Origin of the sequence: Nocardia pseudovaccinii NBRC 100343, from assembly GCF_001613225.1 — a bacterium.
Taxonomy (GTDB): domain Bacteria; phylum Actinomycetota; class Actinomycetes; order Mycobacteriales; family Mycobacteriaceae; genus Nocardia; species Nocardia pseudovaccinii.
Genome location: NZ_BDBY01000206.1, coordinates 31167 through 54308 on the forward strand (window position 1 = coordinate 31167; position 23142 = coordinate 54308).

Here is a 23142-nt window from a genome sequence, read left to right on the forward strand (position 1 = left end):
AATGTCTGTGCACAGCGAGCAGGTGTTCGGGGAGGCCATCGTCACGGCGATGGTGGAGAACGGCTGGCGGGAAGGGAATCCGCACGAATACAACACGGAGCTCGGGCTGGATATGGGGGAGTTGCTGCCCTTCATCTCGCAGACCCAGTACGCGGAGTGGTACGAGCTAGTCGCCACCTACGGGGACGATCAGGATGAGGCACAGCGGGGGTTCGCGAAGCGGCTGGGGCAGGAGCTGGCTGCCAAGGGGTTGATGAAGGTTCTTCGGGAGGGAGTGAAGGATCGGGGTGTTCTGATCCGGGTCGCCTACTTCAAGCCGAACCTCGTCGGCTCCGAGGACGTGCTGAACGCTTATAAAGCCAGTCGCCTCACGGTAGTTCGCGAACTGCCATACACCACGAAGCCTGGTCCTTCGCGCCCGCGTCTTGATCTTGCGTTGCTGCTCAACGGGATTCCGGTTGCGACGGCGGAGTTGAAGAATCCGCTGACCGGGCAGGGTGTCGAGGAAGCGAAGAGGCAGTATCGGGAGGATCGGGATCCGACTGAGCTGATCTTCAAGCATCGGGTGATCGCCAACTTCGCTGTCGACCCGGATCTGGTGTTCGTCACCACACAGCTGAGGGCGGCGAAGACGGTGTTCCTACCGTTCAACACCGGTTCGGAGGGGCCGGGTAATGCTGGTGGCAAGGGGAATCCGTCGGCCACTCTGGAAGGCAAATACGCGACCTCGTACCTGTGGGATCACGTGTGGCAGCCGGACAACTGGCTGGACCTGCTGGAACGGTTCGTGCACACCACCGAGAAGAAGGGGCCGGGGGGAAAGGCGACTCGCTCGACGATCTTCCCGCGGTTCCACCAGTGGGATGTGGTCAAGAAGCTCACCGCGCACGCTGCGACCCACGGTTTCGGGCACGACTACCTCGTGATGGCCTCGGCAGGCTCCGGCAAGTCGAACACCATCGGCTGGCTCGCGCACCGGCTGAGTGACCTGCACACCGAGCGACTGGAGAACCTCGACTCGCAGGCGCGCGCGGCCGGATTGCAGCCGGGTGTACCGGTTTTCGACAAGGTCATCATCATCACCGACCGGCGCAACCTGGACTCCCAGCTTCGCGACACCGTCGGCGGGTTCGAGCAGGTGTCCGGACTGGTGGTGAAGATCGACGACAAGGTGGGCGCGAAGTCCGAGCAACTGGCTCGGGCGTTGAGCTCGCAGAGCGGCAAGATCATCACTGTCACGCTGCACACCTTCCCGGCGCTGTTGGACTATCTGCGGCGCGAGCAGACCAAGCTGGCTGGTGGCCGCTACGCCGTCGTTATCGATGAGGCGCACTCCTCGCAGTCGGGTGACGCCGCCGCGGCGGTGCGGACCGCGCTGCGCGACATGGGGCTCGATGCGGACGACGAGGACCAGGGCGCGGTCGAGGTGAATATCGACGAACGCCTGCGGCGTAAAGCCGAGGCGCGGGCGAAGGCATCCAACATCTCCTACTTTGCATTCACCGCGACGCCGAAGGCGAAGACACTGGAGAATTTCGGTACCGCCGACGGCGCCGAATACCGGCCGTTCCACACCTATTCGATGCGGCAGGCGATCGAGGAAGGGTTCATCCTCGACCCGCTGCGCAACTACGTCACCTACAAGGCTTACTACCGCCTGGTGAACCAGAATCCCGACGATGTCGAAGTGCCCGAGGCCAAAGCCTCGAGCTTGCTCGCGCGGTTCGCGTTCATGCATCCGTACGCGGTGGAGCAGCACGCGCAGGTGATCGTCGAACACTTCGTCGCGCACACCCGTGGGCGGCTCGGGGGTCGGGCGAAGTCGATGGTGGTGACCGCATCCCGGCAGAGCGCGGTCGCGGTGGCGCGGGCGATCAAGGAGTACCTGAAGGATCGGGAGTACGACATCAAGTACCCGGATGTCGGTGTGCTGGTGGCGTTCTCCGGCAGCCTGGAGGTCGATGGCCAGGAAGTCACCGAGCCGTCGGAGAACGGTGGGCTCGCCGAATCCGCACTGCCCAAGGCGTTTCGGTATACGCGCGCCGATGACCGGGCGACCCAGGCGGGCGGCAAGGGACAGAAGGAATACCGGATCCTGGTGGTCGCCGAGAAGTATCAGACCGGGTTCGACGAGCCGCTGCTCACCACCATGTATGTGAACAAGACGCTCACCGGTATCGCTGCGGTGCAGACGCTTTCGCGACTCAACCGTACCCGCGAAGGCAAATCGCAGCAGGATCTTGTGGTGCTCGACTTCGTCAACGAGGCCGAGAAGATTCAGGAATCGTTCGCGCCGTACTACGAGGACGCGTTCACTCTGCCGACCGACCCGAACCTGCTGTACGTCGCCCGCGACCGGGCACTGGCCGCGCCGATCCTCATCACGCAGGAGATGAAGGATTTCGCCGCGGCCTATCTCGTCGCCGAGCAGAAGGCGGCCGGATCGGCCGCGAAGTGGGCCAAACTGCATGCCGAGCTGTATCGGCACCTGGCACCGGCTGTCGACCGGTTCAGTGTGTTTCTCAACAGCGAGGAGGAAGACGATGTCGCGCTCGCCGAGTCGTTCCGTGCCGACCTCAACGACTACGTCCGTAAATACGGGTTCCTCGCGCAGATCGTGCCCTATCAGGACCCTGATCTCGAGCTGCTGCACCTGTACGGGCGTCACCTGCTGAATCGGTTGCCGCGACGTGCTGATGGCGGCATCGACATCGGCGAGGTCGACTTGAGCCACCTCCGCCTCGAGCCGACCGGGGAATACGACCTCGGACTCGCTCCGGAAGGCTCACAGGAACTGCGGGGGTTCGGTGACGGCACCGGGCCGGCCAAGGAGCCCGAGAAATCGCTGTTATCCGCGCTGGTCGAGCGGTTCAACGAACGGTTCGGTACGGAGTTCTCCGAAGAACACCTCGCTGTGCCGTTCAACGCCGCCATGGATGAACCGCAGGTGGAGCAGGCGCGCCTGGCGAACAAGAATGTCGACGACTTCGGCGTCGTCTTCGACAAGGTGTTTGCCGAGAAGATGGTCGAACACTTCGATACCCTCAATGATCTCGGGGAGCGGTACTTCGCCCGGGACAACGAGTTCAAGAAGGACCTGGATCGGCAGGCGCGCACAGCGGCGTTCCGGCTGCTCGGGCGGCGGCATGGACTGCCCGAGATGTAGCGCGGTGGTGCGGCTGTCGCGGGATGGCAGGGGGTAGGCAGTGCCGGCTCGGCGGATCGGTATGCGGTACGACCTGATCGAAGAAATCGGGTTCGGTGGGATGGGATCGGTCTGGCGCGGGTACGACACCGTACTCGACCGTGAGATCGCGGTGAAACTGATCCGATTCACCCAGATCCACTCGCAGACCGACGCCGCCGAGTTCGCCGAACGGTTTCGCCGTGAAGCCCGGATCACCGCGCAGATCCGACATCATGGCGTGCCACAGGTGTACGACGCGGTCTTGCACGCGGACCTGAGCGAGGTGTACCTCGTGATGGAACTCATCGAGGGCGCCAATACGTTGCGGCACTATCTCGACCCCGACGCCCCGCTGCCGGTCGATTGGGCAGTCGCGGTGACCGCGCAGATCGCAACCGCGCTCTCGTACGCGCATGCACTGCCGGTTGTCCACCGTGATCTCAAGCCCGACAATATTCTTGTCACGCGCAGCGGCGCTGTGAAGATCATCGACTTCGGCATCGCCGCGCTGCTCACGGCCGGCGCCCCGAAGCTGACCATGACGGGTGCGGTTCTCGGTTCCGTGGCATATATGTCGCCGGAACAGGCCATCGGCGCTAAAGCAACGCCACGCACCGACCTGTATGCGCTCGGCTGCATCCTCTACGAAATGTTGTGCGGCTACCCGGTGTTCGACGGCGCGGCGCCGATCGTGCTGCACCACCACGCTGCCACCGCGCCCGTTCCGCCTCGCGAACTGCGTGCCGAGGTACCTGTCGAATTGGACCGGCTGGTCTTGGACCTGCTCGCCAAGGAGCTCGAACAGCGACCAGGTGACGCCGCGGAGGTGTACGAGCGACTGCTTCCGTTGTTGCCCCGACCAGGGGCGACTGTCGGACCGAGCGATGGGCATCGGTCGGGTGTGCCTGACCCGACCGCGATTTTTCGACGCCCTAACGCACCTCTGCGTCCGGAGCAGGTCGCGCCCACTACCCGATTCCAGGGCGCGCTGCCCGCAACTGCTCCGATCAGCGATGAGGTGCTCGAGCAACGGCTGCGACATCAGCTGGCCGAGTACCGCGAATTGGTCGCTGCGGGCCGCTCACTGCAGGCAGCTGATGTCCTCAGCAGCATCCTCGAGCCAGCAGGCCTCGCCTTCGGCACCGATAACCCGCGGGTACTGGAACTTCGGTTCGATATCGCACTCGCTCGCTTCCTTGGTGGCGAATTCCGGAAGGCGAGAGCGGAATTCGACGCTCTCGCCGCGGCATCTGCCCGGGTGAAGGGGTTCGCCGACGAGCTGACGATCCAATGTCGCAAGTTCGCCGCGGACTGCCGCATCGAGCTCGGCGAACTCACCGAAGCCCTGTCCGGGATGCGCGCGGTGCTCGACGACGTGCGCGCCACCCAGAGCGACGGCAGCGAAATGGCGCTCGAGTTGAGGTTGGCTCTCGGGCGGTTGCTCGCGCTCATTGGTTATCGCGCGGAGGCGCGCACCACGTTGAGCGAGTTGTACGAGGATCTATTGCTCGTGCGGGGGATCGAAGACCCGCTGACCGAAGAAGCGTCGGAAGCGCTGGAGCGGTTCATCGACGATGATCATGCGCCCGGTGGAGCGGAGCAATCGTGACTGCTTTCGTATGTTTCGCCGTCAATGCGCCAGATCTGGGTCAAGGTTCTGGGCTGTCTGCAGTTGTTCGAGCTCGTCGGAGGTCAGGTGCAGGGCTGAGGCGGTCTCTGCCGGTCGCGGAGAAACTGATTCCTTCGCTTTCGAGTGGTTGACGGGGGTTCTCGGGGATGTCGCCGGGTCCGTAGGAAATCATGCCGTGTGCGTAGAGGACGTGGTGAGCGTTGGGCGCTGGGTGGGACCGTAGCCGGGTGCCGCCGCGGTGGGCTGCGGTGCCGGGTCGCCGAGGTCGCCGTAGGTTGTCCAATGGGCGGCGGGTAACACCGACAGCAATTCGTGCATGGCGGCCCAGCAGTCGAACCCTTTGTGGATCTTCGCTATTCGCTTGGGCGCTGCTTGCGCTTGGGCTTACGCTGTGACACCCGCACCGGCCAGCACACCGCCCACACCAGCACCGTCAACGGCACACCAGCCGCCAGCACCAGCCCGGCCGTGCTCCACTCATCATCCCTGCCTTCCGCACTAGAACGCGGTCCACCGAGCGAAAGACATTCGCGGAGCGAAAGTTTCGACGTCCACGACACACATCACCGCATGCAACATCAGCACATCCATATGCAGCGGCGACGGCATGATCACCGCATCCACATCCGCACCCCGAACCTGGTCGACCAGCGGCACCAGCGTGATCTCCGGCGGCCACTCCAGCGCGTAGCCGAGCCGCCGCGCCAGCCGCCGCACCTGCGCGGCATCCCATTCCGGCATTTCGGTGACCACCGGGTCTATCCAACCCAGCGCGGTCGGACGCGACCTCATCGCTGCCTTGCATCGCAGGATGCGGCTGTCGGTGTGAGCCGTGCGGCAAGCGCCGCGGCATCGGCACCGGGGTCGGTCAGCCCATCGAGTACATCCAGCAAGGTCTGCATGTCGGGGCCGGGCACCGCCGGTGGCTCGGGATCAACGAAATAGCGACAGTCCACCAGCCCCTCGGCGTGACAACGAGTCTTGATCACATGCTGCGGCGTGTCCAGCCCAGACCCATTGGTCCGTTCGAAGGGGACGGCGTCCGACCTTCTCTCGTCAGCATCGGCGGATGTGGATCGCCACGGCGTGTGCTGCTGGCAGATGTCCGTGTCCGGATTCATTCAGTGCTGTCCCTCCTGATCGCGTATTGGTAAGCACCCGCCGCCGGGGAGCAGTCGCCACTGACCGGGTGGTGTGGCTGGGCGGTCAATGTGCCGATGGGGAACACGGCATCGACCCGGCGGCGGGGCTGCCATTGAGCTTCGCGCTTGGCGAACGGCCGAAGGGCCAGCGAAGGGACAGGAAGACGCAGCCTCCGCATCGATCTACGCTCGAAGCATGGGGCAGCAGCACATTGGGCAAGCACTCGCCGCCGAACGCAAGATCGCAGGGCTGAGCCAACGGCAGTTGGCCACCCGCGCCCGGTACAGCCTGAGCATGGTCAAGGCTGTCGAGCAAGGCCGTGAGGTGGCTTCACCTGGATTCATCTCCGCGGTGGCCAGCGCGCTACTGATCACACCCGAGCAGTTGACCGGCGCGCCCTACAACGACGGTAAGCCGCTGTCCGACGCGATCAACAGGTTGTCGATTCTTCTCACCGAAGGCCGCTACGCCCGCGCCACCGAACCAGCCCCGCTCGAACGGCTCGAGGCGGAACTGGCAGCGGCACAACAGCTCTACCGCAGCGACCGTACCCGTCAGACCATCGAGGTGTTGCCCGCACTGATCCGCCAGCTGCACGGCGCGATCCGTGAGCAGTCCGGTGACGTCAAAGCGCACGCTTACACACTGTTGACCTCCGCCTACGTGCTCGCCGAATGGTCGGTGCGCCGCACCGGACACATGATGCTGGCGCTGCCGGCGCTCGACCTGGCCGACAGCTACGCCCCACTCGCCGACGACCCGGTCTACGGCGCGTTCTCCGCACTCGCGCGCGCACGGGTGCTCACCCATTACGGCGAGTCCGCCGTAGCTGCTCAACTTATCGACTCGGCTATCGGGGCCGTCGACGACAGCAGGGCGGGAATGGTGCTCGCTGGGTACTCGCATCTGACCGGCGCGATCAATGACGCCCGGACGCTGAACTACGCCGCTGCGGCAGACCATGTGCGAGCGGCACACGAGTTCGCAGCCCGCACAGGGGAGACAGATCTGTACATGACGGCATTCGGCCCACTGAATGTCGAGATCCACAGCCACGCTGTGGAACTCGAAGCGGGCGACCCCAACAAGGCAGCTGTCGAAGGCGATACCCTGACCTACACACCCGGCGCCCCACCGACCCGTATCGCGCACCACTGGCAGGACAACGCCCGTGCCTGGCTGATGTCCGGCAAGCCCGACCGCGCCTTGGCCGCGCTGAATAAGGCTCGCGCCGCAGCACCCCAGCAAACCCGGCTGCACCCGTCGGTTCGCGAAACGCTCTCCGGTATCGCCATGGCCCAGCGTCGGCAGACAGACAGCTTGCTCGGGTTCGCATCCTGGCTCGGGTCGACACTGTAACCGACGAAAGACACTGTCGCCGGACAGAATCGAGCCACCATCCACACGGCTCGAGCCCTACCTTTCGCCGCAGCGCGACAAGGCATTTGATGCGTTTCGCGACTCCGAACCGGCGGCGGAACCGTCGTGGATTCACAACTTTGACAGGGTGAATTGTCCGGCACGGTCGAATGATCTGCTCGAAATCGCTCGCTAGTACCCGTCATTCGCGGCCGAGCCGCAACGGAGTGGATGAATTCGAGAAATAGCACATCTACAGAAGAAAGTCGTGGTCACAGCATGCAGGGATCTCGACCCGCCGCCCAACCGAAGTCTCCCAGCTCGCTCTATCGCTACCCCAGCGGGCATCGGTTAGGATTCGCGTCATGAGTGATGGGGGGACACCAGCCTCTGGCCAGAACCTCTCGGTGGTGCCTGAGAAGGTGCGTGACGTCGGCAAGTACGTCTACGAGTTGGCCGAGGCACTGCGCACGGCGTTGGACTCCGCCGCGAAGGACGTCGCTTCGCTGACTGATGGCAGCTGGACCGGCGATGCGGCCAACGAATTCTCGGAGGGCTGGACAGAAGTGCGTGACGGCGGTGTCCAGATCATGACCGCTCTGGCCGGCATGGCGGAGAAGCTGGGTGTCACCGCAGACACCTACCAGGCGGGAGATGAGAGCAACGCCATCCCATTGAACACTTCGAGTTTGGATCTGCCATGAACTCTCGATTCTCGGTTGATCTCGACCATCTCGATGAGATCGTGGTCCGTCTGTCGGGTCTGGCTGGCTTCATCAGCGAGCATCTCGATGAGATCGACGACCGGGTCGCCACCCTGACCGGCAGTGGGTGGGAAGGCGTTGCCGCCCAGGCCTATGCCGATGCCCACGCTCAATGGGTCACTGGCGCAAGGGAATTCGTCGAAGGTGTGAAGGATGTCAGCGACGCGGCGAAGGCGGCCCACGCGCGCTACACCACCGCCCACGGCACGAATTACAGAATGTTCTCGCAGGGATAAGACACATGGGTGTACTGGTTATCGACTGGCAGACCTACTACGACGCCGGCAAGAAATGTCACGCCCTGGCCACCGACCTGCGTGCCGCCGACAAACCGGTCCACGACGCTGTCAAAGGTGAATGCGCGGGCATGGCCGGTGACACTGGGGGATGTGCGGCATGGGGTAGGACCTACGACCGTGTCGCCCAGGAAACGATGCAGACCTGCACGAACCTGGCCGATGCGCTCACCAACTTCGGCAACATGCTCTATGCCGCCGGATACAACTGGGCGCTGGCCAACGAGTCCAACCCGATGCCCGACCGTCCGAGCGTGACGGCGATGTCGGAGTACAAGGTGTCGATCCCGTCCTCGGTGGGCACGAACGGTGACGGAGTCACCGAAGGGGAGGGCAGCATCCCGGGCTTTTACGACGCCCTGGTCGGCAAGATCCAGGAAGAGTTCGGCAGCAAACTCCCCAACGGCAACAAAGACAAACTTGCCAAAGCCGCGTCCGTCTGGAAGGGCTTCGCCGGACATACCGCCATCAAGGAAGCCGCAGGTCGGATCACCGAGATCAGCAACCTGTTCAGTGATATCCAGGACAAGACAGGTCTCGAACCTCTCCTTGGGCACCTGACCACCCTGAACGGCGGTGCCACTCACCTAGCCTCCGCTTCGCTGGCCCTGGCCACCCCGGTGGGGGAGTACAGCAATGCCACCTCTGAGGCCCGCGAAAAGTTCAAAGACGCTGTCACCAACGCCTTGATCGCGGCGGGAACGACCGTCATCATCGGTGTCGCGGCCTCCTGGATCACTGCAGCGCTCAGCAACGTCGCCGCCGGTGTGGGCGTCGTCGCAATCGCTGGTAACACCGCCAGAGTGATCAAAAGCGCCTACGACATCAGTAAGCTTGCCAAGATCATCGGTACGGCAGCGGCAGTCGCGGGTGGCGCAGCCTTCACGGTCACGGCGTTCGATAATGTCTCCTCCGAAGATCTGGCCGGTTGGGCCGTCAAAGTCGGTGCCATTATCGCCATGAAAGTTTACGTTGACAGTGACGATGCCGTCGCTGACGGCACTGACCGACCTAAGAAGGTTCCCGCAAGTGGCTCTGGAAAAGAAAAGGCCAGTGATGCGCCGAGTTGGGCGAAAGGCAAAGCGCCCTATGTGGGCGAAAGCGGCAAAGCTTATGCTCGACGACTGATGGACGAGCACTATGGACCGGGAAACTGGGAAGGCACTGGACCCAATAGCGAGTTCAATAAGATCAAGAAATACGGCGACCGGGCGTGGCAAAATCCGAATTAGGAAGTGAAGAACAGGAGTGCCGATGCGCGAAATCTTCATCCTAGACCACTGGTATGAGTTGGAGAACGGCGAGGAGTTTGTCAGAACCGTTGGGATGTACTCAACCGAATCGAGGGCCGTACAGGCTGCCGAGCGAATGAAGGACCTGCCAGGTTTCCGCGACCGACCTGACGATTTTCATATCGATCGGTACACGGTCGGCAAGGATCATTGGTCTGAAGGTTTTTTCACCCCATGATTCGTAAGCGAGACGAGAGGTCGGATTGATGGGTTCAGTGTTCTTACTCGAACATGTTTACCAGAACGATGATAGGGAGGAGGAGCGCAAGCGAATCGGCGTGTACGAATCAGAAGAAGACGCCCGCAATGCCATCCTCCGCCTTCATGATCAGCCCGGGTTTCGCGACTACCCTGAAAATTTTGTTGTTCAACCCTACGAGGTAGACAAAAGCTATTGGTCAGAAGGTTACGATGATACTGACCAAGGTCGATGAAAAGGCCTGCTCGCCCCAATTTTGGATATAAGAAATTAGCTGTGGGGAGCAGAATGGTTGCCGCCGCGATGATGAAGCTCGAGGTCGAGAAGAAGGGGATCGCCGCTGTTGACGAAGACGACACGAGCGCCGCGTATCCGGTGGCGCGAGTGCTCACTTCCACAGTTTCCGCGATGGCTGAACCCAATATAGGTGGGGGCGCCCGGGTTCTGGTGGAGGTGCTACGCCGCTTCGGCGGTATCGCACCGCGAGCTCTACTCGGCGCGGAGTTCCTTGCCGGTAACGATCCGGCGGTGCAGATCGAAATCGCAGTCGCGCCTTTCGACCTGCTCGATGGAGCCGACCAACCAACTTGCCCGAGCCGACTATGGACAAGTCCGTTCACCTCGGGTCTGCCGACGGATATGGCCAACGCTGTCCTGCGCGGTCTGACTGCCGAGCCCCGAATCGCCTTGCCTCCCGGTGTGCTCCGCGTCGACCGCGCAGGTTTTGACGTCATGAATTCTTCGGAACCGATATTCACCCAGGCTGCGACGGTTTTGGGGATCGCTATCTCGGCGAAGCTTCCCGGCAATGACCTCGAACCCGCGTTGCGGGACGCCATCGAGACTTGGTAGTGGCTGGCAAAAGCCATGAGCCACCCTCTGCCCGGGGCAAGGCGATACCGCCCGCCTTAAAGTCATCGGCAGCGTTTCAGAGCAGTTGGTTGGTCACGCCACCAGTCGATACAAGATCATTACCGACCGATTCGGCGGCATCATTACCATAGATCCGATCCCGTAGATGCCAGGAGTTGAATTGGGAATCGACATAATTATTCAAAATCAAATCCACGAACGGATCGGCTAGCATATGGAGACGCGGAAGATACGCTTGTGAAGTATCGAGGGAATGCCCCGGCAGGCTCAATACTTCGGGGTCTTCACGCGCACGCGGACACAATGTTCAACACAACCCAGCTGACCATGCTATTGGACGAACTGGCAAATCTGTCGCCGAACAACGACAAAGAAGCAGAGATGCTCGTCATATTGCGCGATGCCGCTGAAACCGCTATTCGTAGGAATGGGTATCTTTGGTTCAGTGGGGACTGAGGGCGTGAATATTTTCCGCCATTGCTGCAGCCGGTCCTGCGCGTAGCGCACGGCGGCGAATTTGCGCATTCGGGTGCCCGGTATGACGGCTGGCATGGTTGCCCTTGCGAACGGTACCTTCGCGGCCAGTGCGGGTTCCCTGCAGCGATCATCTGCCGAGGTTTGGTAGTGAACAGCCGAAATGCGATCTTGCGCAGGTGTTCTCGCCGTCGATGGTGATCACTTCGAAGGTGCAATCCGCGTTAGCGCACCCAACCCGCTCTGATCGGTTGGCCGACCGCCTCCTCCGCCACGAACCGGCACAATACACCGAACCGACTGCACCACAGGCGATCTCAGGCGATGCAGCCGACATCCACCATGATTCACTTACAAATAGCCCACCGTCGGCAACCGCACAAAGTTAACGGCATTGCCACTACCGCCTACTCATACCCGATCGCGCAGTATGAATACGCTACGTGGGTTTGGGCAAAAGGATCAGTCGTGGACCTGGCGAGGCTTACCTTTCCACGGGTCGCCATACTTCTGGTAAGGGTTCCCGAGTTCGGAGGCCCTTCGTTCGCCCTGTTCGATGAGATCGGCCCGGAACACCTCATTGGAACCGATTTCGTCGTCAGAGATATCCAGATATCCGCGGAGGCCGTTGTAGCCGTGCGCAATTCGACCGATCGACTCGTCGGTAGAGGCATCCCATGGCTCCCACGACCGGCCCCCGCTCGGGAAGGCTCCGAATCGTATGTACCCCTTGGATGCAAGGTCCCGAATCGTCTCCAAGACCGTTTCCCGTGAATAGGTTTCGGGAGTTTTGGCTGCCACCATTCCGTCGAAGGTGCCGATCGGTGCCCAATCGTCGGTCAGCTCATACAGGAGGAAATGCTCGAGTTTCTCGTTCGTCATTTCGGAAGGTGCGCCGTTACTGGCGTGGGGTTCTCGGGATAATCGATGATGATCCGGCACCCGTTGGCGAGGAGCAATGGTGATTGCCTTCGTCTGTTTCACCGTCAATGCACCAGATCTGGGTCGAGGTTCTGGGCGGCTGTCTGCAGTTGTTCGAGCTCGTCGGAGGTCAGGCGCAGGGCTGAGGCGGCTCTGCCGGTCGCGGAGAAACTGATTCCTTCGCTTTCGAGTAGCTGGCGAGGGGCCTCTGGGATGTCGCCGGGTCCGTAGGAAATCATGCCGTGTGCGTCGAGGACGCGGTGAGCATTGGGCGCTGGGTGGGACCGTAGCCGGGTGCCGACGCGGTGGGCTGCGGTGCCGAGCAGGTTGCCCAGGTCGCCGTAGGTTGTCCAACGGCCGGCGGGCAACGCCGACAGCAATTGGTGCATGGCGGCCCAGGTCGGGTTGTCGGGGAAGGCTGATTCGTCTGCCGGTCCCGGCCAGAATTCTATGATCCGCTCGGCCAATGCCAGGCCGCGCTTTTCGATTTGGCTCGGACCCCACGATTCGTGCGCGGCGATGTCTTGGTTCATGCGAATACTGCTGGCACGCAGGGTCTCACGCTTGCGGGCGAAGTCGTGGTTGCTCAGGGATTCGTTGTAGCCCGTCAGGGTGAGGTTACCGAGGGTGTGGACGTACCGCTCGTGTAGGACGTCGACCTCATCCTTCCCGAACTCGGCGCTGAGCTCGGCGCGCCACTGCGCTGAAAGGCTTTGCGGCATTACATGTTCGATCGACAACGATTCCGGCTGGACGGTTTCTCTCGAGCGGAACAAGTCCTCGATCCAGGTCATAAGAATCTTGCGATGCGCGTTGCGGCCGTTCAGGTAGAGCGGCTCGTTCACGATCGCTTCGGTCAATTGCTTATCGGTCGCGTAATGCTTGCGACCAGCTGAGAAGTGGACACGCAGAGCGGTGTCCACCGGCAGCGCGGTATCGAGCTGTGCCACCGTGTCGGCGAACAGGCGATTCAGGCTCTGCGTCGAGCGGCCGATCAGGAAGCGTCGCACCAGCAATGATTCGATGTACAGCAGTGCTCGCGCGACCTGCTCGCTCGAGGCTTCGCCGCGGTCGCGTAGCAGCAGCAGGTGGAGAATCAAGGGTGCGGGTGTCGTGGAGTCCCACTCGGCGAGGCGGGTAAGCCGCACGCGAACCTCGGGGTCGGGCTCGGCTGCTGGCTCGATCATCAGCCGATACAGGCGGCCGAGCCGGGCGATCCGTTCGATCTCGGCGACGATTTGTTCTTCCGAGTTCAGCTTCTCGAGTCTGGTCTGCTGCGCGGCGAAGGTCTGGCCCTGCTTGACGCTGGGACGCTTGTGCAGCATGTCGAGCCAGAACAGTGTCTCGATGCGTTCGTTGTCCAACGAGGCCTGCAACGGCAACCAGTGGGTGCGATAGACCTCTTCACTGCGATGTGGCAGCCGCATGAACAGGTAGTTGCGCAGGAGGTCACCCTGAGTGAGTTTCAAACCAGTGTTGTTGAGGGATTGGAAGATTCGGTGGACATTATCGCCGGGGTGTGCACTGATCGATACCACCGACAGTCCCGAGACCACGGCTTGGACGACCTGCGAAAGCCCAAAGGGCAGGTCGTTGACCGCCGTTAGTTCAGCCAGCCGACTGCGGAAGAAGCGGTACGCGCTGCCGACATTCCCGTCGTCGTCGGTGGCGCCGCCGTCGATGACGGCAGTGTAGGCGGGTCGGTCCACCTGTGTCGGAAGCAGTTTCAGGCGATCCGGGTCGTCGTGATACTGATTTGTCAGCAGCTGGTTGTGAATGCGGTCGGTGTCGCGGCTCGTGGAGCCGTCGACCGCTCGCAGGTAGTCGCGGATCGCCGCGAGCAGCAGAGTCAAGGTCGTCAGCCGCTGCTGACCGTCGACGACGAGAAAGCGGGTGACCGCGCCTGCGACACCCGCCGGCGTCGGAGCCAACACCACAGACCCGATAAAGTGGGTCGCCTGCGGCTCCCGTGTGCGATCTTCGGCGAGCTGGATTACGTCGCTCCAGAGCTCGTGTAGCTGCTCGTCGCCCCATCCGTACGGCCGCTGATACAGCGGGACAAGGTACTGCGAGCTCCCCTCGAGGATCCGCTGCAGAGAGGTTTCCTGCGCCGCGACCACTTACTTCTCCTTTAGTTGTGATGGCACCGACCCAATGAGGTGCCCGGTTACTCGAACACGACGCCTTGCTCGTCTGCCGCCGCATCGATCAGGCGCGCCACGCTCGTCAGTAGCGCATTCGATTCCAATGCTTGTCCTGTTACCGGCATAGGCGCCCCCCGTTCCAGTATCCGAACGTCCAGGGCCTGGGCCCGGCGGGCGACAGATCCGTTGCCGGACAACGCGTAAGCCTCGACCCATTCCGCGTGCGGTTCCTCGACGATGCGGGTCTCCACGAGATCGGTGAGGCGGCTGGTGACGGCGACCATGAAGTTGTCGATCAGAATCCGACGTTCCTCAGCGGAGGGCCTCGCACCCAGCCATCGCTGTGGGTTCTGGACGACATTCCAGACCTGTTCGTTCAGGGATTCGCGGAGTTCGGCGACCGGCTTGAGGTTGTCGTACTCGTTGTTGTCCCAACGATTGGCGACCCGGCGAGCCAGGGCCTTGATGCGGCTGCCGTGTTCGGGGAAGACCGAGGCGTGAGACTTTAGTTTGAGCAGGGCCTGCCACTTGTCGCGGAATTCGACGACGGCCTGGGAGATTGCCTCCAACAGTTCGACTTTGCGATACACCGGACGGGACTCGCCGGCTCGGTGGGCGATCTCGGGGTCGGCGATCAGCGCGAGCAGCTTGTTGAGTTCGTCGATGGTCCGGCGGCCGGCATTGTTCGTAGACTTGAGTTGTTTGTGTATGCCGCCGACGAAGAAGGCGCCGTGGTCGAGGCGCGATTGAAGGACTTGTTCGGCTGACTCCAGGGCGGGGTTGACCTGGCGGCCCTCGGCCCGGAGCTGACTGAGGACGTTGTGCAGGGACTGGCGGACGTGTTCTTCGCGTTCGGTGAAGGTGTCGAGATTGTCGCCCTTGACTTGGTCGAAGTGGGTGAACAAGAAGTGCAGCTTCGCCGAATGGCCCGAGATGGCAACGCTTTTCAGGGCGGCCGCAGCGGCAGCCTGCATGGGTTGTTGGGCGTTGTCGACGAGCAGGACGGCGTCGACCTGGTCCAGTTGGCGCGAGATCCGGGTCGACAGGGGAGAGGCGTTGGATTTCGCGTGGCCGAGGCCTTCGCCGTCGATGAGGACCAGGCGCGGTGGGTTCTCGACCCATTTCGGGACAAACGGGCCGCTGACGCGGACCGCGCTCACCAGCGGGGTGAGGAGCCGGCCGAAGAGTTTGGCGTTGTTGCCGGTGAAACGGGTAACGGTGGTGAGGAATTCGGCGCGGTCGGTGCTCTGCAGGGTCCACAGGAGAGGCCAGTCACATGAGTCGCGCCGCAGTTCACCGCTGTCGAGGGCCGCGAATCGCTGCATCAGCTCGGCGAGGAGCATGTTCACGATCTCGGCGTAGCGGCGGTTGCGCGGCAGGTCTGAATCGGCGTTGCGCTCAATGTGTTTCGCGACCTCGTCCGCAGGAACGGTGTACGCGGTTTCGATGGCGTATTCCTCGATCATCAGTCGGATCGACTGTACGGCGGACCTCAGCGTGCGCGCGGTGGCGGCCTCGTCGATCGCGCCGAAGTCGTCGGGGTCGAGGTCCTCGTCCTCGTCGTCGTCCTCGTCGTCGATGACGTCTTCGGCCGACGCGGCCTGGATTCGACCGAGCGCGTAGCTGAATCGGAAGCGCTGGTTCACATGGTCGAGCAACTTGCGGCCGACTACGGCATCGTCCTTGCCGGCGTAGGCCGCCAATGCCGCTTCGACGACGTTCTCCTGGAGATGCCCTTCGATGACGTCAAGTGGCGCGAAGGTTACCGCGGCGCGGAAGAGGGGTCCGTCGCTGACGATCACCTCCATGTCGGCGACCGTGGTCTTCGCGGTGGAGGTCGACGGGAACTTCTCGGTCGTCGGGTTGGTGCCGAGCAGCTGGCGAACGACGGTGGTCTTGCCTGCACCGGTTGTGCCGAGCAGCAGCACCTTTCGGTAGCCGTCGGCGCTGGCAGGCAATGGAATGGATCGCTCGCGTAAGGCCAAGGAATCGGTCTTGGAAAGGTCCACGCCCCCCATGTAGCTGTCACCTATCTTGCTGCTGCGGTCGGCTGGCATGCCAGCCACTGGAAAGGAACTCTAAGAGCGACTGAAAACTATGTCAAACGATCTGCGCTGCGTAGCGGGCGTCGCGAAATCGACCGAATGGTTTGGCCTGCTTCAGGTTTGGGTACAGCATAGGGCCGACCTGGCGTTCATCCGGTATTTTGATCCTTCGATGAGACATACGGAGGGGTGATGGTGGCGCTGCAACCGCAGGTCGTCGGTGGTCGGTATGAGCTGACCAGTCAGATCGGCGCCGGCGGTATGGGGCAGGTGTTCGCGGGATACGATCGGCACCTCGAGCGCCCGATCGCGGTGAAACTCACTCGGCCGGATCTGGATACGGACCCGCAGTGGACCCAGCGGTTCATTCGCGAGGCCCGGCTTATGGCTCGGTTGGTGCATCCTGGGCTGCCCGCGATTCACGACGCGGGGATCGAGCCGGGGCCGCCCGAACGGCCTTATCTGGTGATGGATTTCGTGCACGGTGTGCCACTGGATCGGATCGCCGGATATCGCAGCATGCTGCCCGTAGGAGTTGTCGCCTCGATCGGCGCGCAGGTAGCGGCGGTGCTGACGGCGGCGCATCGCCAATCGATCTTTCACCGAGACCTCAAGCCGTCCAATGTGATGCTGTGTCCAGACGGGACCGTGAAGGTACTCGACTTCGGGTTGGCTGTGCTGCTGGACAGCAATATATCCCGGCTCACGTCCACTGGAAATACCCTCGGGACACCCGCCTACATGGCGCCGGAACAGATCAACGGTGACCCAGTAGTGGCGCAGACCGACCTGTATTCGCTGGGGCTGGTGCTCTACGAGCTCCTCACGGGTGCTCAGGCGATCACCGGGAGTACTCCGTTCCTGCTGTGGCGCAAGCAGATCGAAATGAAGCCCGCCGAGATATCGACCCTGCGGGCGGATGTACCACCCGATATCGGTGCGTTGGTGTCGGACATGCTCGCGAAGGATCCGCGGCAACGGCCGCGTGACGCAACGGCCGTGCACAGCACACTGCTGCGACATGTGTGCGGGCTCGACGAACTCGACGATGTATGCGAACCGGCCAGCCCGGCACGCCTGTATGCGCAGGCCGTGGTGCCGCCGCCGAACTACCGGACGGCGCGCACGATGATCGCACCGCCGATCGACGTTGCCTTCGTCGAGCCGCGCACCGCACCTATGGTGCGGGTATTCGGTGACGACCGACGCAGCGGCGCCGACCGGCACTTCGACGCGGGCGAGTTCGCGTCGGCCGCCGAGTTGTACCGAACGCTCGCCGAGGAACTCACCGCGGCCAACGGGCCTTACGACGAGCAAGCGATGTACTGCCTGCAGCGTCTCGCGATATGCCAACTGCGCCTCGGCAATCCGAAGGGAGCGTTGAACCGGCTCAAGCGGCTGCACCAGCAGATGTCGGTGCGATTCGGTGCGCAGGACACTCGCGTGGTCGAGCTGGCGACCCAGATCGACGGTATCCATGTTCGCTGAGCCATCGGTGGGCTCTGAGCATGTCAGTAAGGGAGGCTTCAGGTGATGAACACCTCGGGTGGGGAAGCGATTCCCGCCGACATTGTCGGTCGCGGTGCGCGACTGTTCGATTTCCTGGCACACGCCCAGCAGCTGCGGTCGAGCCGGATCAAGGACATCGCCACCTATCAGCGTGACGGTGAGGTCATCTGGGTGGCCGATTTACCCGCGGATCCCGCCGTCATCTATCAGCAGGCCGAACCCGGTGCACCGTTTCTCATCGTCGAGAAGACGCAAGTTCCTCCTGTCCCGGAGCCTCCCCGGGTCCTTCGGACCTGGTTGGCCGGAGCTGTGGACAACCCCGACCTCGAACCCGACCTGGTGTCTCATCGGTTCGATGACGACGGCGCGGAACTGGCACTGGCCGACCAACCCGATATCACCGCGGCCTACGCGAAGTGGTTGCCCGAATGGCGGGAATGGGCGCCCGTAGCGCGGCTCAAGCGAGCCGTGCTCGCGCTGTATCAGAGCCTGTACGAGGTCTACACACGCTACGAAGGGGAACGCGAGACCTTTGAGATCGTCTTCGGTCTCGGCCTGCTCACCTGGCAGGGCAGTTCGGTCGGATCGGTGCGTCGGCACGTGCTGACAGCGGCGGCATCGGTTCGGTTCGACTCCGGCTACGGCGCGCTGTCGGTCGCACTGGACCCGGCCAGTGTCGGCTACACCCCGGAACTGCAGGACATCGTCGAGGCCGGTCAGATGTCGGCGCCGGGCGACCTGCAACGTGCCGAGGAGCAGGCGAGAACCGGTGACATCGATGCCTTCGACCGGGACGACATCGCCGCGTTGGTCCGGATGTTCGTCAACTGCATCAATCCCGACGCCGAGTACCGAGACGACCTGGTGCCTGGCGCTGCGACCTCGAATCCGATTGCCTACTACGCGCCTGCGCTCGTGCTACGCAAGCGCAGCAACCGAGGGATGGTGAACGCGCTGCGCGCTGTCGCCGACAACATCAGAAACACCGGATCGATGCCCGCAGGCATGGTCAACCTCGTCGATCCCGATCACGAGCCGGTAGTTGCCACCTGCGACGCCGCCGGCGCCATCGTCCACGACGGCCCGGACAAGTTCCTTCCGTTGCCCCTCAACGAGGTTCAGCTGCGGATCCTCGACCACGTCGACAACCATGCGCACACGCTGGTCCAAGGTCCGCCCGGCACGGGCAAGACGCATACTGCGGCGGCACTCATCACCCACCTGCTCGCGCAGGGCAAGCGGGTCCTGATCACCGCGCATACCGACCGCGCGTTACACGAGGTGCGGCACCGGCTGCCCGAGGAAATCAAACCGCTGTGCGTGACGGTCGTCGGCGATTCCCGCACCGAGCTCGAAGAGCTCAAGATGTCGGTGAATCGGATCAATCAAGCCGCGGCCGACCATGATCCGAATCGCTCCAGGCGCACAGCCGTCGCGACCGAAGCACGGATCGACGAGCTGCGCCGGATCCGGCGCGGGTTGCACGCCGAATTGCTCGGCCTGCGAGAACATGACATCACCGAGCACCGCGTCGGTGGGTATACCGGCACCGTCGCCGATATCGCCACTCGGTGGTGCACCAGACGTGACCAATTCGATTGGACTGCAGGACTGCTCGCGCCAGGACTCGACGAGCCATGCCCGTTCTCGGTCGACGAGCTGACCGAATGGCTTGCCCTACTGCGGGATCCGGACCTCGCTGATCCCGAGGCCGCCGCGCCGGACCTGATCGCGGCCGCCGACCTCCCTACCGCGGACGACTTCGCCCAGTGGCACGCACGGGAACGGGAAGCCGGTGAGCGTCGAGAGTCCTACGCACACCATCGCGGGACCTCCGCTGTAGGTCAATTGATGGCGATGCCGCCGGATTTTCGAGCTGAATTGTGCGGTGCGGTAGCGGAATTGGACAGCCGTGCCAAGGACTTCGCGTGCCGGCCGGATGCCTGGGCCCGCGCCGCTGCCGATGCGTTGCGGGCTGACCGATCGCACAGCTGGTCCGGATGCGCGCAGACCATCGACGCACTGATGCCACAGATCGACGCGGCACTCGACACGATCGGATTCTCCGACGTCCAGGTGGCCGACACCGATCTCGCACCACTGCTCGCGCTCGCGGAGAACCTGCGCCGACATATCGACCAAGGCGGTAAGTTCGAGGTCAAATCGGACGGTAGCCCGAAACTGAACTTCCTGACTCCGCGAGTCGTCAAAGACGCGCAACCGCTGTTCGAACATGTTCGGGTAGACGGTCGCATCCCTACCCGGGTCGAGCACCTGACGGTGTTCCTGGAAACCGAGACCTGCCGCCGCCTACTGGGCCTGCTCGATTCCGCGTGGCCGATGCCAGTGCCGATGCCGGAGACCGCGACACTGCGCGATCGGGTCGCCGCGCATCGCGCGGCGCGGACCCTGCTCGGTCGAATTCTCGAGTACGGCGAACGGCTGTCGGCGACGGATAACACGTTGCGCCACAGCGGGCTTTCGGTGCCCAACTGGGCGAAGCCGGATGAAGTGGCTCACCTTCTCGAAGCGTTCGCCGCAGTCGAGGCAGAGCTCGCATGGCAGCAGACCGGGGTGCCACTGGTTCACCTCACCGACCAGCTCGACACCTGGTGCCGGGATTCCCGGGCAACCAGCAACTTACGCGAACTGGCCGCCGCTGTTCGGGAGCGAGATGTCGCCGCGTATCGGCAAGCGGGTGAGCGGCTGACCCAGCTGCACCGGCTCCGGCATGCCTTTGCCCGGCGGCGTGAACTCGATGCCAGGATCGCCGAACAGGCAGGCCTGCACGCCGCGGTGACCGCTGATCCGACACATTCCGAGTGGCCTGCCAGGCTCGCCGGGTTCGCGGCGGCGTGGCAGTGGAGCGTCATGGCCAGGTGGTTGACCAGTCACAACGTCGGTGGGGTCAATGACCTGTGCCGTCGGCTGGATGGGGTCGAGAACCAACTGCGGGTCCAGGCAACCATTCTCGCCACCACGAGCGCGTGGGACCGGGCGGTCGGCAGGCTCACCAACAAAGCACAAGCTGACCTGCAGCGATACTCGCAACTGGTCAAGGATCGCGGAAAGGGCACAGGTCAGCACGCTGCGCGCAAGCTGGTCGGCCTGCAGCGGGCGCTGGCGGACTGCAGGCCCGCGGTGCCGGTGTGGATCATGCCGATCTATCGAGTGGTCGAACAGTTCGAGATCAAACCAGACATGTTCGATGTGATCGTTGTCGACGAGGCGTCGCAGGCAGGTGCCGCGGCTGTCCTGCTGCAGTACCTCGCGCCCAGGATCGTGGTGATCGGTGACGACAAGCAGGTCTCGCCGTCGTCGGTCGGCGTGAAGGAAGGTGAGCTCGACAGCCTCAGCAAGCAGTACCTCGCCGACGATTACTACATCGATACGTGGAAATTGCCCAAGCGCAGCCTGTTCGACGAAGCCGTCATGCGTTTTCCGAAGAAGCTGACCTTGGTCGAGCACCGCCGGTGCGTCCCGGAGATCATCGGGTTCTCGAACAAGATTGCTTACGAACCCGAAGGGGTGTCGCTGATTCCGGTGCGCCGGTTCGGCAGCGATCGACTGCCGCCCGTGCGCACGGTGTATGTCAGTGACGGGCGGGAGGTGCGTTCGAAGGTAAATGAGGTCGAAGCGGACCGGATCGTCGAGCAGGTCGCTGCCTGTGTGAGCGACCCTGCCTACGACGGCAAGACTTTCGGTGTGATCTCGCTGCTCGGGCCGGAGCAGGCAAAAGTCATCTGGCGCAAGCTGATCGACGTGGTGTCGCCCGAGGAACTCGAGCAGCGGCATCTGCATTGCGGTGACGCCGCGGAGTTCCAGGGCGCTGAGCGTGACGTCATCTTCCTGTCGCTGGTCGCGGCGGCCCGCGAAGAAGGCCGGCTGACCGCACTCACGCGGGACGAATTCGTGCAGCGCTACAACGTCGCTGTCTCCCGTGCTCGCGATCAGGTGTGGTTGTTCCACTCGGTGGCCATTCACCAGCTATCCAATCGTGAGGATATGCGGTTCCGGCTGCTGGACTACTTCCTGTCGGTCGAGGAGAACGCCGAGGAATTGGATGCCCTGCCAGAGCGGTTCAGCGATGAGGCGCTCACCAACCCTTTCGAGTCGTTGTTCGAGCAGCAGGTTTACAACGGCCTTGTCGATCGGGGCTATCGCGTTGCCGCGCACCACACGGAGACCGCGTGCGATCTCGACATCGTGGTGACCGGTCGAGGCGGGCAGCTCGCCGTGCAATGCGATGGTGACCGCTGGCAAGGTGCCGATGCCTACCGGGCAGAGCTGGATCTACAGCGAGACCTGGAGCGATGTGGTTGGCCGTTTCATCGGATCAGGCAGGCCGAGTTCATTATCGATCCGGTCGGATGCCTCGACAGGTTATGCGGTGTCCTCGCCGAACACGGGATCTTTCCGCGCGGAGACGACCCTACTCCGCACGGACCTGCCGATCCGGTGATCCCGAGTGACGACCGGCCGCCCATCGAATCGGCGGCAATACCGAATGCGTCCGTACTCGAGGAATTCGACTGGAACAGGCCGGAAACGGCACCGTCCGACGATGTGGTGAAAGACGAATTTGCAGCCGATGCCGATACCTCAATGCTGGATCTCACCGATCCGGCCCGTTGGGTGAAACCACCGAAAACCGAGTCCGCACCGGGCGACGCCGACTCGCGCGGTTCGCTGCCAGGAACGATGGGCGATTACGCCGCGTTCACCGCCGAGCTGGCCAGTCCAACCAAAGCTTCCCATCGCACGATTGTCGAAGATCTGTGCGCTGTCGTAGCGGTTGAAGGGCCGGTGACCGGCCTCCGGCTGCGAGCGGCGTATGTCAGCGCGGCGAACACCAGAGAACGCGACAATATCCGCAATGCGATCGACCGTGCGCTGCACGCCGCGGTGGCACGTGGTCGCCTGCTCGTAGACGACCCGCTCGATCGGGGTGACCCGGGTCTGATGGCCTACCGGACCCCTGGTCAGCCACTATCGCAGTGCCGCTTGCTGGGACCACGGCGTATCGAGCAGGTCCCGCCACGGGAGCTCGCCGAGGTGATGGTCGACCGAGCGCAGGCTGTCGCCTGGGACAATCGCGCCGACCTGTTCCGAGCGGTGATCAACGCATTCGGCCAGACCCGCCTCACCGAGAACGCGAGGGCGGCACTCGAAAGAGTCGAGCCATTGGCCCGATCACTAACTCCGCGGACAACTGCGTAAGAAGACTGATCGAAACGCCCGGCCTTGATCTCCGCAGAGACCACGGAGGTCGCCGAGCCGGTTGGATCCGAAACTGTGACCGCTGG

General features: G+C 63.0%; 16 protein-coding genes. 11 read left to right on the forward strand and 5 right to left on the reverse strand.

What is annotated here, in order from left to right:
* Window position 1: 1 nt before the first annotated feature.
* The gene (locus NP3_RS26160; RefSeq protein ID WP_063044252.1) at window positions 2-3166 is read left to right on the forward strand and encodes a type I restriction endonuclease subunit R; all 3165 of its coding nucleotides are present in this window, start codon (window positions 2-4) and stop codon (window positions 3164-3166) included.
* A gap of 61 nt (window positions 3167-3227) precedes the next feature.
* The gene (locus NP3_RS26165) at window positions 3228-4796 is read left to right on the forward strand and encodes a serine/threonine-protein kinase (protein WP_063044253.1); all 1569 of its coding nucleotides are present in this window, start codon (window positions 3228-3230) and stop codon (window positions 4794-4796) included.
* 519 nt (window positions 4797-5315) lie between these two features.
* Here the strand turns inward: NP3_RS26165 and NP3_RS26170 are convergent.
* Both NP3_RS26170 and NP3_RS26175 read right to left on the reverse strand, forming a co-directional pair.
* Window positions 5316-5609: a hypothetical protein gene (locus NP3_RS26170; protein WP_063044254.1), complete on the reverse strand. Its 294-nt coding sequence runs from the start codon at window positions 5607-5609 to the stop codon at window positions 5316-5318.
* Entirely contained in the window at window positions 5606-5938 is a 333-nt protein-coding gene (locus tag NP3_RS26175) for a hypothetical protein (RefSeq protein WP_063044255.1), read from the reverse strand. Before NP3_RS26175 ends, NP3_RS26170 begins: the two co-directional genes overlap by 4 nt.
* Window positions 5939-6155: 217 nt before the next feature.
* Between NP3_RS26175 and NP3_RS26180 the strand changes: the two genes are divergently transcribed.
* The 7 genes from NP3_RS26180 (at window position 6156) to NP3_RS26205 (ending at window position 10722) form a co-directional block, all read left to right on the forward strand.
* Window positions 6156-7319 carry a helix-turn-helix domain-containing protein gene (locus tag NP3_RS26180; RefSeq protein WP_063044256.1) on the forward strand — a complete coding sequence of 388 codons (1164 nt, stop codon included), beginning with the start codon at window positions 6156-6158 and terminating at the stop codon, window positions 7317-7319.
* 365 nt (window positions 7320-7684) lie between these two features.
* Window positions 7685-8023: an ESX-1 secretion-associated protein gene (locus tag NP3_RS26185; protein ID WP_063044257.1), complete on the forward strand. Its 339-nt coding sequence runs from the start codon at window positions 7685-7687 to the stop codon at window positions 8021-8023.
* The gene (locus NP3_RS26190; protein ID WP_063044258.1) at window positions 8020-8319 is read left to right on the forward strand and encodes a WXG100 family type VII secretion target; all 300 of its coding nucleotides are present in this window, start codon (window positions 8020-8022) and stop codon (window positions 8317-8319) included. Before NP3_RS26185 ends, NP3_RS26190 begins: the two co-directional genes overlap by 4 nt.
* A gap of 5 nt (window positions 8320-8324) precedes the next feature.
* Window positions 8325-9611, forward strand: a complete 1287-nt coding sequence (locus NP3_RS26195; RefSeq protein ID WP_245721115.1) for a hypothetical protein — start codon at window positions 8325-8327, stop codon at window positions 9609-9611.
* 22 nt (window positions 9612-9633) lie between these two features.
* Window positions 9634-9849, forward strand: a complete 216-nt coding sequence (locus tag NP3_RS26200; RefSeq protein ID WP_063044259.1) for a DUF7336 domain-containing protein — start codon at window positions 9634-9636, stop codon at window positions 9847-9849.
* A gap of 28 nt (window positions 9850-9877) precedes the next feature.
* Window positions 9878-10105: a DUF7336 domain-containing protein gene (locus NP3_RS47025; protein WP_084508999.1), complete on the forward strand. Its 228-nt coding sequence runs from the start codon at window positions 9878-9880 to the stop codon at window positions 10103-10105.
* Window positions 10106-10146: 41 nt separating this feature from the next.
* Entirely contained in the window at window positions 10147-10722 is a 576-nt protein-coding gene (locus tag NP3_RS26205) for a hypothetical protein (RefSeq protein WP_157124557.1), read from the forward strand.
* 957 nt (window positions 10723-11679) lie between these two features.
* Here the strand turns inward: NP3_RS26205 and NP3_RS26210 are convergent.
* From NP3_RS26210 to NP3_RS26220, 3 genes are read right to left on the reverse strand one after another with little or no spacing between them, the layout of a single operon-like run.
* The gene (locus NP3_RS26210) at window positions 11680-12201 is read right to left on the reverse strand and encodes a hypothetical protein (RefSeq protein ID WP_245721116.1); all 522 of its coding nucleotides are present in this window, start codon (window positions 12199-12201) and stop codon (window positions 11680-11682) included.
* A gap of 2 nt (window positions 12202-12203) precedes the next feature.
* A complete protein-coding gene (locus tag NP3_RS26215; protein ID WP_063044262.1) occupies window positions 12204-14258 on the reverse strand; it encodes a GmrSD restriction endonuclease domain-containing protein in 2055 nt (684 codons plus the stop codon).
* Window positions 14259-14305: 47 nt separating this feature from the next.
* Window positions 14306-16339: a hypothetical protein gene (locus NP3_RS26220; RefSeq protein ID WP_063044263.1), complete on the reverse strand. Its 2034-nt coding sequence runs from the start codon at window positions 16337-16339 to the stop codon at window positions 14306-14308.
* Between the two features lie 180 nt (window positions 16340-16519).
* Between NP3_RS26220 and NP3_RS26225 the strand changes: the two genes are divergently transcribed.
* The gene (locus NP3_RS26225) at window positions 16520-17815 is read left to right on the forward strand and encodes a serine/threonine-protein kinase (RefSeq protein WP_063044264.1); all 1296 of its coding nucleotides are present in this window, start codon (window positions 16520-16522) and stop codon (window positions 17813-17815) included.
* A 45-nt stretch (window positions 17816-17860) separates the two neighbouring features.
* A complete protein-coding gene (locus tag NP3_RS26230) occupies window positions 17861-23056 on the forward strand; it encodes a PDDEXK-like endonuclease domain-containing protein (RefSeq protein ID WP_245721117.1) in 5196 nt (1731 codons plus the stop codon).
* Window positions 23057-23142 lie beyond the last annotated feature (86 nt).